The sequence below is a fragment of the Aminobacter sp. BA135 genome (assembly GCF_050859125.1).
Lineage (GTDB): Bacteria > Pseudomonadota > Alphaproteobacteria > Rhizobiales > Rhizobiaceae > Aminobacter > Aminobacter ciceronei.
Genome location: NZ_CP139572.1, coordinates 4,303,566 through 4,317,003 on the forward strand (window position 1 = coordinate 4,303,566; position 13,438 = coordinate 4,317,003).

The window sequence follows — 13,438 nt, forward strand, 5'->3', positions numbered from 1 at the left end:
CTTTCATCTGATCCCGTTTCGCGACGAGCCTTTGAAAAACAATCAAAGCCGAAGCAGGAAAGCAACCATGCCTGGCGGCGGCAATAGGTCGGCGCGTGCCTTCACGCGAGCGTATAGCGGCCGCTAGCTGGACCGACAGCAGCGAATGTCCTGCCGACGCGGGAGATCATGGCGTCGCGCCATGCCAACCGGATGGGCACCCCGTTTCAGGTCAGGGTGGAACAGTTCGCTTGGCGCCTGGGCTTCCGCCTGGGGCGTCATGCCTCGAGGAGGGCATCCATCACCTGCTCCACATGGCGGACAAATCGATCCGGTGGCCGGCGCTTGCGGCACCCTGTGGCGAAGCTGCTATGAAAGCCACGAAGTATCTCTTTGAACTCCTGGGGCGCGCGCGCAATGAACGACCGTCAGACAATCAACGGCTGCGAGATATGGACGGACGCGGATTTTGCCGAGATGGGGTGGCACGACGCCGTTCTCTATTCGATGAGCTTTCCCCAGGCGAACTGCACCATAGGCTTCGACATCGACTACATTTTCGAATGGCATTGGCAGGACGATGCGGTGCGGGGATGGGATGTCGCCCCTTGCACGCTGGAATTCCACGATGTGACGAACCTGAAGCTGTCGCTGGATTGGCAAACGCTGGGCGACACCTCGATCCAGGACATCAACCGCCAGAACAGCCGATTGTCGCCGAATGGAAAGTTCATCCTCTGGGACTACCAGATCGAGCTCGATGTCGGAGCCATCCAATTCACTGCGACGGGTTTCACCCAGACCGTCCGAAGGCCGCCCGTCTTTTCGGACTCGCAACAGCTGGCTCAACGCGGGGAGTAGTTTCCCTTCGACCTCTTGGCCGCCCTGGCACCTAAGGCAGCGTAGTTGCACCGGCGGGTGGCGCATGATGGCCTTGTCGCTGCGCGCGGCGCGTCGCGCAGGCCGGAGGGCTTGGCGAAGCGCGCCAGTCGCCGGCGTCGACGCCAGGCCTTGCCTTCCCTAGCAAAGGGCACCCGTCAAGCGGCGGGGTGACTGGCTTTGGCAGCAATCTGTGGGAGGCCGGTGCGGTCAATTCTGGTCAGTCGCGCCGATCATCGGAATTCCGTCATCGCCCAGAGCAAGTCTGGCGCTTGCCGTGAAGGCGCCGAAGCCGGTTGCACCGAGGCGTGGCAGGTCAAATCGCGTCTGCCGCTCCGGTGGTCCGGAAGCTACCGCAGTTGTTTCATTGCTGCTGGCTGCAGGTGTCTCCTGAGCTCTCGCCCATCCCGCCGCCAGGCCATCGCCGGCCTCTCATTTGTCACGATGGCCGATGGACGAGATCAAGCCCCATCGGCCCTCGCCTTCAGACGTTTGGCACTGAGATACATCATGGCCGCCGCCGCTTTGGTGCGGTCCCAGCCGGCGGCCTCGGCATGGTCCAGAAGCTTGTCGACATGTTCTGCCAGGGCGCCCTGGCATTCGGCATCGTAAGCCAGGGCAGTCGGGTGATTTTCGGGCGATTTCATCATAGGTGGCTTTGTCATTCGTCACGTCCGCATAGACTGGAGAGGGCGCCAGCCGGCTGCCGCCCTCTCCGATCTCCGATCAATCAGGCGTGGGCCGATCGAGGCCCGGCAATTTCCGGCGGCATATCGCCGTCCTCGACCAGGATGTCTTTCTTGCGCGCAAAGGCGGCGAAGACACCCCTGGCTGTCTCAGCGTCGACGTCTCCAGACAATGCAGCTTTGCACGCCCTGATTGCCGCTCGCTGCTCGGGGCTGTTTCCGCACCACTCCATCGCAAACTGAAAGGCATCGACGACGGTGTTGAGTTGGCGCGGGAAGCCAAGTCCGACCCAGACACGGATGGGCCTTTCGAAAGATTGTGCAAGCATGGCGCGATCCTCCGCCTAGGCACCGAGACCGCTTGCGCCAGCCTTTCCCCCTGTCATCCATGGCAGCGGGATGCTGACCTCTTCGAGAATATTGGCCGATCTGGCGAAACCGCAGAATGCCTGTCGCGCGGCGCGGAGCGGATAGTTGCTGTCAAATGCGCGTTGACAGGCGCGCAGCGCCGTCTCGTAAATCGTGCCGCGTCGGTTCTTTGGCCATTCATAGAGAAATTCGAGGGCGTCCTCGAGACAGGCTATTTCCTCGATAAGGCTGTTTCCGGACTTTACGAAAACAGGGCTGTCGAACATCCGATCGCTCATCAGATCCTCCAAGTCGAACGAAAGTTTGCATTTTTGGACAGGCCGATACCGACAGCGGCAACGACCCGCGCTCGATATGTGTCGGCAGATTTCCGGTTTCAAGATCGGTTTTGACTGGAGAAATCGGGTGAAGCCGACGCCATGCTGACCGCAGCCAACTCATCGGGCGTCGAGCGGCGAGATGCGGCAGGCGGCATGACGCGCCCGGCTCCGCGGCGTGGCAACATTGGCGACAATACGCCCGCCAGCCCCTTCCACATCTATGGTTTCACCACCGGAAGGTCGCCCGGCATAGACGACCTGTCACGGCCCTCCTACTTCTCCTTCTCGGGGAATTTCGGGCCTTTCCAGCTTTTGCATTGGCATCGCATGATGTTGCGGGCGGCAGCATCCTTCTTCTTGCTGTCATAGAGGAAATGCTTGAGCGCATTGGCGGTGGCGATGTCGATCCATATGTCCGTCAGGCCGATTTTCCCGAGATGGGCTTCAAAATCCGCCAGCAGATTGTTGTCGACCAAATATCGCACGGTGTCTGCAAATGCAGTGGCGGCAACTGGAAGCACAACGCCCGAGGCTTCCAGGACCTCAGGACTTTCGTCAGACGTATCCATGACTTCTCCCCTCTCCCAACAATCTTCAGGATCACGCCGGGACACGAGAAATTCAAGCACTTTTGCTTGGCCATCTTGTCATTGAAAGGGAAACAACCGCAGCGGTTGCCCCGGTTGCCAGCCATCGATGACGCGAAAAGCGCGGGCCGGCCGAATGCCGGCGCGTTGCTCAAGCAATGCCGGTGAGGGCGATGCCGGTGGAGGGCGATGCCGGTGAGAGCGATGGCGGCGAGCTATGTGCTAGCCATCGCGGCGCGGCAACAGGCCGAGATCTCGACTGCGGTAATCGATGCTTCGGCCGGTAATTCTCTCCAGAACGGCGTCCAGACCGGCGACGTGGTGATGCAGCAGCGAATAGGTCTCGTTGAATGGCTTCAGGCTGATGAAGCACTTCTGGATCGCCATACGCAAAGGGATCGCCGCCAGGACAATCGCCTCGATCTCGCTCTCGGTCAGTCTGTCGTTTCTGTCATGCCTGCGCGACATGTTTGCTCCTGCCTGACCGGACTGCCACGCGACCGCGATGCGACCAGGCCGGCGCCCTCACCATCGCCTGGCGCGCGCCCCTGATCGCCGATACGCAGCTCATCCACGACGCTCATCGGTCCGGCGCGCGATGCGACGTCGACATCCCCAGCAGCCGCACAAGTTCCTCATATTTGGCGCCGCAGCGGTCATAGATGTTGAACGTGTTGGTCCGCGTGCAGCCGATGCGCGCGACGATCGCGTCCAGCAGAAGCGCCAGCGTGCGGTCGCCGCCGGCCCGCAGCATGGCGTCGCGGTCGAACTGCTTGCGCATCCCGCATTTGTCGCAGCAGACGATGATCTTGTCGGAGGGAAATTCGGATAACATCGGCATGAGAACAAAATAGGAACAAATACCTCCAGGCGTCAATTCACAAAATGCTAACGTTAGGGCAATGGCCAGCGAGGCCCGCCCCCGCCGGATCGACCGTTGCGAACGAAACGGAAACGATGCTTCATGCCTGAATGAACATCGCCATCCGTGATTCGGCAGCAGAGCCTGGTTATCTCGCCCGCCTGAACCCGGGCCAGCGCGCTGCCGTCTTGCATGGCGACGGCGCGGTGTCGGGCCCCTTGCTGATCATTGCCGGCGCCGGCTCGGGCAAGACCAACACGCTCGCCCACCGGGTTGCCCATCTCATCGTTCGCGGCGCCGACCCCCGGCGCATCCTGTTGATGACATTTTCGCGCCGTGCGGCGGCCGAGATGAGCAGGCGCGTCGAGCGCATCGCCGCCGACGTTTTGCAGGAGCGCGCGGCGAGCCTGATGGAAGGGCTGAGCTGGGCCGGCACCTTCCATTCCGTCGGCGCGAGGTTGCTGCGCGACTATGCGCTCGACATCGGGCTCGAACCCGCCTTCACCATCCACGACCGGGAAGACTCGGCCGACCTGATGAACCTGGTTCGCCACCAGCTCGGCTTTTCCGAGACGGAGAAGCGCTTTCCCACCAAGGCGACCTGCCTTGCGATCTATTCCCGCGTCGTCAATTCCCAGGACAGGCTCGAGGCGGTGCTCGGCCACGCCTTTCCCTGGTGTGTCGGCTGGAGCGACGAGCTGAAGGCGCTGTTTAAGGCCTATGTCGAGGCCAAGCAGGCGCAGAACATCCTCGATTACGACGACCTCCTGCTCTACTGGTCGCAGATGGCGGCCGAGCCTGGCATCGCCGCCCATCTTTCCCAGCGTTTCGACCATATCCTGGTCGACGAATACCAGGACACCAACCGGCTGCAGGCGGCGATCCTGACGGCGATCAAGCCCGACGGCCGCGGCCTGACGGTGGTCGGCGACGACGCCCAGTCGATCTATTCGTTCCGCGCCGCCGAAGTGCGCAACATCCTCGATTTCCCCGGCCTGTTTGCCGAACCCGCCCAGGTGGTGACGCTCGACCAGAATTATCGCTCGACCGACGCCATATTGAACGCCGCCAATGCCGTCATCGGCGAGGCCGAGGAGCGTTTCACCAAGAACCTGTGGACCGAACGCAGGTCGCTGGAAAAGCCCCGCATCGTGACGGTTGCAGACGAAGCCGAACAGGCCGGCTATGTCTGCGACGAGGTCTTGAAGGAGCGCGAGACCGGCACGCTTCTGAAGGAACAGGCGGTGCTGTTTCGGGCAGCGCATCATTCGGGGCCGCTCGAGGTCGAGCTCACCAGGCGCAACATCCCCTTCGTCAAGTTCGGCGGGCTGAAGTTTCTCGATGCCGCCCATGTCAAGGACGTGCTGGCTGTCCTGCGGTTTGCCCAGAACCCGCGCGACCGCATCGCCGGTTTCCGGGTGATGCAGCTGATGCCGGGCATCGGCCCGTCCGCGGCGTCGAATGCCATCGACAGCATGGAGCAGTCGCTCGACCTCGAAATGGGGCTGGCGCGCTTTTCCCCGCCGGCCCGGGCGGCAAGCGACTGGCCCGGTTTTGTCGCGCTGTTTTCAGACCTCCGGCGCGGCCCCGGCTGGCCGGCCGAGATGGAGCGGGCGCGGCTCTGGTACGAGCCGCATCTCGAGCGCAAGCACGAGGATGCGACGACACGGCGGGCCGACCTGCTGCAACTCGAACAGATCGCCTCCGGTTATCCCAGCCGCGAGCGTTTCCTTACCGAGCTGACGCTCGACCCGCCCTCGGCAACCAGCGACGAGGCCGGACCGCCGCATCTCGACGAGGATTTTCTCATCCTGTCGACGATCCATTCGGCCAAGGGCCAGGAGTGGACCAAGGTGTTCGTCTTGAACGCGGTCGACGGCTGCATGCCGATCGACCTCAGCGCCGGCGAACGCAAGGAGCTCGAGGAAGAACGCCGCCTGCTTTATGTCGCCATGACCAGGGCCAAGGATTCGCTGCACCTGATCACGCCGCAGCGTTTCTTCACCTCCGGCCAGGCGGCGCGCGGCGACAGGCATGTCTATGCCTCGCGCAGCCGCTTCATTGCGCAGCATCTGCTCGGCCATTTCGAGGCGACCGCCTGGACCAGCCAGTCGTTCCGGAAAGACAAGGCGGCGCGGCCGCAGGTTTCGGTCGACATCAAGGGCAAGATGCGCTCGATGTGGACGTAGCGGGCGAGACCGGCGGGCGGTATTCGGCAACGTTGCCATCGAACGGCGACGTCGTTTTCAGGTCGGAGCGGCAATGGCCTCATCAGCCCCGCAAGATCGACCTCCGCACAGGCGACAGGACAAGTGCTTGCGCCCTCGCTGGTGCGGCCACCTGAAGCGTCAGTCGTCGAGAATGGCGTCGACCACCTGTTCGACATCCATGGCGGATGAATCGATCCACCGGCCGAGGTGCTGCGTCTCGCGGGCCAGGGCCTCGGCGAGGATTGCGGGCGGAAAATGGTCGGAATAGCCGGTTTTCGCCCGGTCCCTGTCGCGTTGCGCCAGCACTTCGGCCGAAGGCGCCAACACCACGACGCGCGGATCAAGGTCGGCCAGGCGCTCGACGGCGGCGACAAGATCCTGCCCGATCAGAATGTCCTGATAGACAACGGTGAAGCCGGCGTCGCGGTAACGACGCACGGCATCGGTGGCGATCACCTGGCGCAGCGTCAGTTGCGCGCGCGCTTCGGCATCGAGACTTGGCCCCATGACTGCCGCACCGTTGACGATCATGCGACGGAAGACATCGCCGCCGACGACGGCCGAGCGCGGAAAACGTTGCGCCAGCGCCTTGGCGACGGTGGTCTTGCCGGCGGCCATCGCACCGGTGATGACAAAGAGGCTCATGCGGAAATCCTGCTTGTTGCTCGCCCTGTGCGCATGGCTGCCGGGCAGATCTTGGCACCTGGGCAGATCCGGGCACCCCGACGGATCAGGTCACCGCGACAGAAACGCCTCCGCGGCGCCGCCGCGGCAGGCTTCGAACATGCCGATGAACACGGCACCGCGGGCCGACAGCCCGGCCCGGCCCCACAGCGCCTTGCCTGAGGCCTTGCCCGCCGGCATCGCGGGCAAAGGCTCGCCAAGAGTGGCGTTCATGCAGCCGAGCACATAGGCACGAACGACCGGGATGCCGCACAACGCGCCATCGGCGTTGAGGGCGCTCGATGGGACCTGCTCGAGCCGCTGTTCGGCACCAGCCAGCAGGAAGGTCCGCTCGCTCTCCACCTGGATGCAAGCAGCTGTTGCAGCTTGCCGCGTTCGGACGCCTGGCTGACGGGAGGGCAAGCGCCCGTGGCGTGTGCTGCGCTGGAGGCGAGAACGGCTAGCGCAAAGACGAGGCTCGAGGCGAATCTGAAATGAGAAAGCATGTGGCAAAGCTTAGCCGCACTCAACACTGTCGACAACTTGCAGCAATCGAGATTTCGTGTCGTATTGGATAGAGATCGCGGGTCAAAAAAATGAACCACGCTGCCGGCGCCGTTGGAATACTGATTTTCGTACTGCTGGTCGTGACCGGACATGTTCTTTGGGGGCAAGGCGGAGCTGCTGCCCTGGGCGCGGTCGGGGCTGTGCTCGGCTTTTTCGTTGCCGTTTTTCTCGATGAAATCCTGCCCGGCAAATATGGCGACTATGTCGATGCGGCTTTGGGCGCTGCGCTGGTTTTGACCATGGGATGGATGATCGTGGATTTTGCCATCACGAATTGGGGCGTTCGCTAGACGCGTCGATGTCATCAACCGGAGAAGAGGAGGAATAACCATGCCCAACGAAGGAAAGATCGTCGGTGCAGCCGAAGCGCACCAGAAGGCGATGGAACAGGTCAAGGAGATGGACAAGCAGTTCCGGCCGGAGCCTGTCGAAAAGACGCTGTTCGAGAAGACCCACGAAAAGCTCGAAAAGGCGCAAAAAGACGGCAAGGTCTGAGCTTAGGCCGCACAGGGCAACCGTCGCCGCGCCCCGGCGAGGCGCCAGCGGGCAGGCCGAACAGCGCCGCCGCCCTGGCAGCGGCGACGACGCCTCCGGCGATGCGGCAGAGGCATCGGCGTGAACTGCCGGGGCCGTCGTACCGGCAGTCAAACAGACCTCATTCCGCCGATCGCCCGGACCCCATACCATTGGTGAGCCGAACCAGCGCGTAGGTCGATGCCAGGATTGCCCCCGCCCCCAGCCACTGAACAGGCGTCAGCGTCTCGCCGAGGAAGAGGTAGGCAAGCCCAACGCCGAATATCGGGATGACGTTGAAGTAACTGCCGGCAACGGCCGCCGGAACCCAGCGCAGCGCGGCGATGTAAAGCCAATAGGCGGCGGCGTAATAAAGCAGGCCGGAAATTGCCGCCGCAACGAGAGTAGCAGGGGGAATGGCCCTGATATCGTCGACCGAGCCGAATGGCGTGCCGACGAGCAGCAAGGCCACCGCCCAGGCAAGTCCCGCCGTCTGCTGCAGCGCGACGGTGAAGACAGGGTCGACGCTTTCGACCAGCTGTCGCGAGAACACGGTGTAGAACGCACAGCAAAGCACCGCGCCCAGCAGCAGGACCATGCCCTGGGGCGCAATGGCGTCACCGAGCCCGCCATGGACATGGGCCACCAAAGCCACCCCGAGACCACCGAGCAGCATCACCAGCAACAGCCGCCAGGTGATTTTTTCGCCGAGGACCAGTGCCGCCAGGCCCAGTATCATCAGCGGTTCGGCCGCCCACAGCAGCGTCGAGACGCTTGCCGATACACTTGCAAGCCCCATCAGGTTGAGCGTGTAGGAAATGCCCGGGTTGAGCACGCCGAGCGCGACCAGCGGAAGCCAGTATGACTTCGCCGGGGCCGGACAGGCTGTGATCAGAACCGCAGCCCACAGGAACAGGGCGCTCGGCGCCAGCTGGACGACCAGCAGCGTCACCGGGTTGATCGACGCAAGCAGCGCCTTGTTCAGGACGGTCGCAGCTCCCCACAGGGCGCATGCAGTTACCAACAGGACAGCAGGAGGAAAGCGCAACGAATGGCGCATCTCTTTGGACTCCAGAAGCGGTTACGGAAAAAGCGGCAGAAATGGCGACCGGGCTAGCGCCCGGCGCAGCTCTCTGCGTCGCAATTGTCGTAACCGGGTCTTCTGGAAGGCCTGACCATCCGTCTCCAACCCATCATGCAGGGACCCGGAATTGCTACCACCTGCCGGAGCAGCCATCAAGCTGTGGGGGTTTTACGCCCTAGCTGCAGCAGGGCTGGGCATCGCCTTTGGCGGGGCCGCAGCAGCTGGCCTTGGCCTGCTCGACAAGCCAGCGGTCGCGCGGCTTGCAACTCGCCGCCCGGGGAGACAGCGCGACATGGACCTCGCCGCCCCGGATCACCGGCGCGGATGCCTTGTGGAGCTGCATCGCAGCGATGCCGTCGCTGACCTCGAAGGTCAGCCTGGCCACGGGGTCGAGAGCCACATGTTCGCTGACCTTGCGGATGATGGCAGAGAACTTGCCGGCCGGCATGTGGGTACGCTCATCCTCGTCGACATCCCAGAGCTGGATGAAGAGCTCGGTCCAGGCCTCGGGGTTTGCGCCGCAATCAAGTGCTGCAAAGGCTCCCGCCTTGACTTCGGTGACATGATAGCCCGGCTTCACCGTGCGGCCGCCATAGCTGAACAGCAATGGCTTGTCCTTGTGCCCGGCGAGGACGGACAACAGCGCACCGATCGAAATGCCGTCATCTGCGAAATCGGTCGAGCCGGCAAGATCGTGGTTGTCAGGGGTGGGCATCTCGGTTATTCCTCATTTTGACATTTCTAGGATTGTTGAAATATGGATGAACGTCAAGCGCTGATCGCCTTCGGGGCGATGTCCCAGGAAACGCGGCTGAAGATCGTCCGGCTCTTGGTCAAGGCCGGGCCGGACGGCATGGCCGCAGGCATCATTGCCGAGGCCGCAGGGGTTACGGCATCGAATGTGTCGTTCCACCTCAAGGAGCTGGAGCGTGGCGGGCTGGTCACCGCCCGCCGCGACGCGCGTTCCATCGTCTACTCGGCCGATTACCAGGCGCTGAGCGGCCTGATCCGGTTTCTGATGGAGGACTGCTGCGCCGGCAACCCGGCCATCTGCCAGCCGGCACTCGCGCCTGCCTGCTGCTGACATTCGGACACGCTGCAATGAATTCGACAATCCAGCAGATCGAACCCGGCGATGCCGAATTCGTCGCCGCACTTGCCGCGGAGCACCTGCCTGCTGACGACCTCGCCGAAGACGGCAGGCTCTTTTTCCGGCTTCAGGACAACGGCATGACCGTCGGCTTCGGTGGCCTGGAGGTCGTTGGAGACCATGCCCTTCTGCGCTCCATCGTCGTGCTGCCCCCGGCACGTGGCCAAGGCGCAGGAAAACACATCACGGAGCAGTTGCTTCGGAAAGCCGAGGACCTGGGAATTTCCGAAGTCTATCTGTTGACCACCTCGGCCGCGCCCTTCTTCGAAGCCGCCGGCTTCGAGCGCGTCGGGCGAGACACGGCTCCGTCGAAAATCCTGGCCACGAGACAGGCGTCGTCGCTGTGCCCATCCAGCGCTGCCTTGCTGATGCGCCGCCTGCCTCTCCTTCGACCATGTTCCATATCGGAGACAACTGATGACTGACCGCGTCTACAACGTGCTGTTTCTGTGCACGGGCAATTCGGCCCGCTCGATCCTCGCGGAGAGCATTCTGCGCAAGGAAGGCGCTGGGCGTTTCAATTCATATTCGGCGGGCAGCCAGCCCAAGGGCGCGGTCAATCCGATGGCGCTGAAGGTGCTGGAGGCTCTCGAATATCCGGCCGAGGGTTTTCGTTCGAAGTCGTGGGATGAGTTCTCCGTAGCCGGCGCGCCGGAAATGGATTTCATCTTCACCGTCTGCGACGACGCGGCCGGAGAAGCCTGTCCGGTCTGGATCGGTCATCCGATGTCGGCTCACTGGGGCATCGAAGACCCCTCGCACGTCGAAGGAACCGACATCGAGAAAGAGCGCGCGTTCAGCACGGCGGCGCGGTTCATGAAGAACCGGATCATGGCGTTCCTCAGCCTCCCGCTCGCCTCCATCGACCGGATGGCAGTCGATCATCATCTCCGGGTGATCGGCCGCATGGAAGGCTCGACCTCAAAGAACACGGACGCAGCCTGAATCATGTCGACATTCGAACGTTACCTGACCCTCTGGGTCGCGCTGTGCATCGTCGTCGGCATCGCGCTTGGCCATCTGATGCCAGCCGTCTTCCAGGCCATCGGCGGCGCCGAGATCGCCAAGGTGAACATTGCGGTCGCCGTGCTGATCTGGCTCATGATCATCCCGATGCTGCTGAAGATCGATTTCGCCGCCATGGGCGAGGTCGGTAGGCATTGGCGCGGCATCGGCGTCACGCTGTTCATCAACTGGGCGGTGAAGCCGTTCTCGATGGCGCTGCTTGGCTGGCTGTTCATCGGCTGGCTGTTCCGTCCGTATCTGCCCGCGGACCAGATCGATTCCTACATTGCCGGCCTGATCATCCTGGCAGCGGCCCCGTGCACGGCCATGGTCTTCGTCTGGTCCAACCTGACCAGGGGCGAACCCCATTTCACCCTGTCGCAGGTGGCGCTCAACGATGCCATCATGGTGGTTGCCTTTGCGCCGATCGTCGGCCTGCTGCTCGGCCTGTCCGCGATCACCGTTCCCTGGGGCACGCTGGTCCTGTCGGTGGTTCTCTACATCGTCATTCCTGTCGTCATCGCCCAGCTGATCAGACGCCGGCTGCTCGCCTCAGGCGGCCAGACGGCGCTCGACAGACTGCTGCAGACGCTGCAGCCGCTGTCGCTGGTGGCGCTTTTGGCGACGCTGGTGCTTCTGTTCGGCTTCCAGGGCGAGCAGATCATCGCCCAGCCGGCGATCATCGCGCTTCTGGCGGTGCCGATCCTGATCCAGGTCTATCTGAATTCGGGCCTGGCCTATCTGCTCAACCGCATCTCGGGCGAGCAGCATTGCGTTGCCGGTCCGTCGGCGCTGATCGGCGCTTCCAATTTCTTCGAGCTGGCGGTCGCCGCCGCCATCAGCCTGTTCGGCTTCAGCTCGGGTGCAGCACTTGCAACCGTCGTCGGCGTGCTTGTCGAGGTTCCGGTGATGCTGTCGGTCGTCTGGATCGTGAACCGCAGCAAGGGCTGGTACGAGCGCGGCGCGGCCGTTTCTGCCGCCAAACAAAGCGAAAGGACCGTCTGATGGACGTCACCATCTACCACAACCCCGCCTGCGGCACGTCGCGCAACACGCTTGCGCTCATTCGCAACGCCGGGGTCGAGCCCACTGTGATCGACTATCTGAAAACGCCGCCCGCGCTTGCCGTGCTGCAGGACATGATCTCCAAGGCCGGCCTCACCGTGCGCGAGGCCATCAGGCAGAAGGGCACGCCTTATGGCGAACTGGGCCTGAACGATCCGAAGCTGACCGACGACCAGTTGCTGGACGCCATGCTGGCGCATCCGATCCTCATCAACCGGCCGTTCGTCGTCACGCCCTGGGGCGTGCGGCTCAGCCGACCTTCCGAGATCGTGCTCGACATCCTGCCGCTTCCGCAAAAAGGGCCGTTTCTCAAGGAGGACGGCGAAGTGCTGATCGATGCCGGGGGAAACCGCGTTGCCTGACCTGCCCAACATCGCCAGCAACGCGCTGGAACTGCCTGACCGCACCAAGCTGTCCGTCGAATTGTCGACCCACAAGCCGCGGATCCTGCTTCTATACGGATCGCTTCGTGGACGCTCATACAGTCGCTTCCTGACCCAGGAAGCTGCGCGCCTGCTGGAGCACTTCGGAGCCGAGACCCGCATCTTCGATCCCTCCGGCCTTCCCCTGCCGGACGGCGCGCCAACCGATCACCCGAAGGTCAAGGAACTGCGCGAGCTGTCGCTCTGGTCGGAAGGCCAGGTCTGGACCAGCCCGGAACGACACGGGGCGATGAGCGGGGTGATGAAATCGCAGATCGACTGGATCCCGCTCGCCACAGGTTCGATCCGGCCGACGCAAGGGCGCACATTGGCGGTGATGCAGGTCTCGGGCGGCTCGCAGTCGTTCAACGCGGTCAGCCAGATGCGCATCCTCGGCCGCTGGATGCGGATGATCACCATCCCGAACCAGTCTTCCGTGGCGAAAGCCTACCAGGAGTTCGATGAGGCTGGCCGCATGAAGCCGTCATCCTACTACGACCGCGTCGTCGACGTGATGGAAGAGCTGGTCAAGTTCACGCTGCTCACCCGCGATGTCTCGGGCTATTTGACCGACCGCTACAGCGAGCGCAAGGAAGACGCCGAAAAGCTCGAGGCGCGCGTCAAGCTCAAGGCGATCTAGAGCATCTGGTCCCGCCGTGGGGGTCGTCGGCAGGTCGTCGTCCAAACGGCATATTTCTATCATTCTCGAAATACCCGTTGCCGTTGCCACTCCATGGGCGCTAGCTATTTCCATGAAGCTCGAAACAGCAGCAACCCAGCTCGAAGCGCTCGGCAACCCGACGCGACTACGGATTTACCGAGCCCTCGTTCGCGCCGGCGAGCAGGGGCTCGCCGTCGGCCATCTGCAGGAGAGGATCGGCATCGCCGCATCGACCCTCTCCCATCATCTGCATCGACTGATCGCCACTGGTCTCGTTGGGCAGGAGCGCCAGGCAACGACACTGATCTGCCGTGCCAATTACGCCGCGATGAATGGCCTTCTCGGTTTCCTCTCCGACGAATGCTGCGCCGACGTTCGCTCCCCCCAGACGAAAGACAACGCAGCATAGTTTTTTT

General features: G+C 63.0%; 21 protein-coding genes. 11 read left to right on the top strand and 10 right to left on the bottom strand.

What is annotated here, in order from left to right; genetic code table 11:
* The first annotated feature begins 396 nt into the window (after positions 1 to 396).
* Positions 397 to 840, top strand: a complete 444-nt coding sequence (locus SLT36_RS20940; RefSeq protein WP_432284249.1) for a hypothetical protein — start codon at positions 397 to 399, stop codon at positions 838 to 840.
* 479 nt (positions 841 to 1,319) lie between these two features.
* Here SLT36_RS20940 and SLT36_RS20945 read toward each other — a convergent pair whose 3' ends face one another.
* The 6 genes from SLT36_RS20945 to SLT36_RS20970 all read right to left on the bottom strand — a co-directional run bounded on the left by SLT36_RS20945 (position 1,320) and on the right by SLT36_RS20970 (position 3,601).
* Positions 1,320 to 1,523, bottom strand: a complete 204-nt coding sequence (locus SLT36_RS20945; RefSeq protein WP_115732712.1) for a hypothetical protein — start codon at positions 1,521 to 1,523, stop codon at positions 1,320 to 1,322.
* Between the two features lie 65 nt (positions 1,524 to 1,588).
* On the bottom strand, positions 1,589 to 1,873 hold the full coding sequence (locus SLT36_RS20950) for a DUF982 domain-containing protein (RefSeq protein WP_432284250.1): 285 nt from the start codon (positions 1,871 to 1,873) through the stop codon (positions 1,589 to 1,591).
* 15 nt (positions 1,874 to 1,888) lie between these two features.
* Positions 1,889 to 2,191 carry a DUF982 domain-containing protein gene (locus tag SLT36_RS20955; RefSeq protein WP_192568996.1) on the bottom strand — a complete coding sequence of 101 codons (303 nt, stop codon included), beginning with the start codon at positions 2,189 to 2,191 and terminating at the stop codon, positions 1,889 to 1,891.
* Between the two features lie 314 nt (positions 2,192 to 2,505).
* Positions 2,506 to 2,862, bottom strand: a complete 357-nt coding sequence (locus SLT36_RS20960; protein WP_432284251.1) for a hypothetical protein — start codon at positions 2,860 to 2,862, stop codon at positions 2,506 to 2,508.
* Between the two features lie 180 nt (positions 2,863 to 3,042).
* A complete protein-coding gene (locus SLT36_RS20965; RefSeq protein ID WP_432284252.1) occupies positions 3,043 to 3,288 on the bottom strand; it encodes a hypothetical protein in 246 nt (81 codons plus the stop codon).
* Positions 3,289 to 3,400: 112 nt separating this feature from the next.
* Positions 3,401 to 3,601 carry a hypothetical protein gene (locus SLT36_RS20970; protein WP_432284253.1) on the bottom strand — a complete coding sequence of 67 codons (201 nt, stop codon included), beginning with the start codon at positions 3,599 to 3,601 and terminating at the stop codon, positions 3,401 to 3,403.
* Positions 3,602 to 3,792: 191 nt separating this feature from the next.
* On the opposite strand from SLT36_RS20970, the gene SLT36_RS20975 reads away from it, so the two are divergent.
* The gene (locus tag SLT36_RS20975; protein ID WP_432284254.1) at positions 3,793 to 5,871 is read left to right on the top strand and encodes an ATP-dependent helicase; all 2,079 of its coding nucleotides are present in this window, start codon (positions 3,793 to 3,795) and stop codon (positions 5,869 to 5,871) included.
* Positions 5,872 to 6,030: 159 nt separating this feature from the next.
* Here the strand turns inward: SLT36_RS20975 and SLT36_RS20980 are convergent, their stop codons facing one another.
* Both SLT36_RS20980 and SLT36_RS20985 read right to left on the bottom strand, forming a co-directional pair.
* Positions 6,031 to 6,537 (bottom strand): AAA family ATPase, encoded by a 507-nt coding sequence (locus SLT36_RS20980; protein WP_432284255.1) that lies wholly within the window; start codon positions 6,535 to 6,537, stop codon positions 6,031 to 6,033.
* 90 nt (positions 6,538 to 6,627) lie between these two features.
* Complete coding sequence (locus SLT36_RS20985) at positions 6,628 to 6,918, bottom strand: hypothetical protein (protein ID WP_432284256.1); 291 nt, start codon at positions 6,916 to 6,918, stop codon at positions 6,628 to 6,630.
* Between the two features lie 233 nt (positions 6,919 to 7,151).
* On the opposite strand from SLT36_RS20985, the gene SLT36_RS20990 reads away from it, so the two are divergent.
* Together SLT36_RS20990 and SLT36_RS20995 are read left to right on the top strand one after the other, a co-directional pair.
* Positions 7,152 to 7,412, top strand: coding sequence for a hypothetical protein (locus tag SLT36_RS20990; RefSeq protein WP_432284257.1), 261 nt, complete (start codon positions 7,152 to 7,154; stop codon positions 7,410 to 7,412).
* Between the two features lie 40 nt (positions 7,413 to 7,452).
* Positions 7,453 to 7,617 carry a hypothetical protein gene (locus tag SLT36_RS20995; protein ID WP_165915778.1) on the top strand — a complete coding sequence of 55 codons (165 nt, stop codon included), beginning with the start codon at positions 7,453 to 7,455 and terminating at the stop codon, positions 7,615 to 7,617.
* A 160-nt stretch (positions 7,618 to 7,777) separates the two neighbouring features.
* Here the strand turns inward: SLT36_RS20995 and SLT36_RS21000 are convergent, their stop codons facing one another.
* Together SLT36_RS21000 and SLT36_RS21005 are read right to left on the bottom strand one after the other, a co-directional pair.
* Complete coding sequence (locus SLT36_RS21000) at positions 7,778 to 8,695, bottom strand: DMT family transporter (protein WP_432284258.1); 918 nt, start codon at positions 8,693 to 8,695, stop codon at positions 7,778 to 7,780.
* Between the two features lie 199 nt (positions 8,696 to 8,894).
* Positions 8,895 to 9,434 carry a DUF6428 family protein gene (locus SLT36_RS21005; RefSeq protein WP_432284259.1) on the bottom strand — a complete coding sequence of 180 codons (540 nt, stop codon included), beginning with the start codon at positions 9,432 to 9,434 and terminating at the stop codon, positions 8,895 to 8,897.
* A 42-nt stretch (positions 9,435 to 9,476) separates the two neighbouring features.
* Here SLT36_RS21005 and SLT36_RS21010 point away from each other — a divergent pair, with 42 nt between their 5' ends.
* From SLT36_RS21010 to SLT36_RS21040, 7 genes are all read left to right on the top strand, one after another.
* Positions 9,477 to 9,803 (top strand): ArsR/SmtB family transcription factor, encoded by a 327-nt coding sequence (locus SLT36_RS21010; protein ID WP_115732728.1) that lies wholly within the window; start codon positions 9,477 to 9,479, stop codon positions 9,801 to 9,803.
* A 17-nt stretch (positions 9,804 to 9,820) separates the two neighbouring features.
* The gene (arsN2, locus tag SLT36_RS21015; RefSeq protein ID WP_432284260.1) at positions 9,821 to 10,294 is read left to right on the top strand and encodes an arsenic resistance N-acetyltransferase ArsN2; all 474 of its coding nucleotides are present in this window, start codon (positions 9,821 to 9,823) and stop codon (positions 10,292 to 10,294) included.
* Positions 10,284 to 10,814: an arsenate reductase ArsC gene (locus tag SLT36_RS21020; protein ID WP_432288425.1), complete on the top strand. Its 531-nt coding sequence runs from the start codon at positions 10,284 to 10,286 to the stop codon at positions 10,812 to 10,814. The genes arsN2 and SLT36_RS21020 overlap by 11 nt, the downstream gene beginning before the upstream one ends.
* A 3-nt stretch (positions 10,815 to 10,817) precedes the next feature.
* Entirely contained in the window at positions 10,818 to 11,879 is a 1,062-nt protein-coding gene (gene arsB, locus SLT36_RS21025) for an ACR3 family arsenite efflux transporter (protein ID WP_432284261.1), read from the top strand.
* On the top strand, positions 11,879 to 12,301 hold the full coding sequence (arsC, locus tag SLT36_RS21030; protein ID WP_432284262.1) for an arsenate reductase (glutaredoxin): 423 nt from the start codon (positions 11,879 to 11,881) through the stop codon (positions 12,299 to 12,301). The genes arsB and arsC overlap by 1 nt, the downstream gene beginning before the upstream one ends.
* Complete coding sequence (gene arsH, locus SLT36_RS21035) at positions 12,276 to 13,001, top strand: arsenical resistance protein ArsH (RefSeq protein ID WP_432284263.1); 726 nt, start codon at positions 12,276 to 12,278, stop codon at positions 12,999 to 13,001. Before arsC ends, arsH begins: the two co-directional genes overlap by 26 nt.
* A gap of 112 nt (positions 13,002 to 13,113) precedes the next feature.
* Positions 13,114 to 13,431, top strand: a complete 318-nt coding sequence (locus SLT36_RS21040; protein ID WP_067963858.1) for an ArsR/SmtB family transcription factor — start codon at positions 13,114 to 13,116, stop codon at positions 13,429 to 13,431.
* The last annotated feature ends 7 nt before the right edge of the window (positions 13,432 to 13,438 follow it).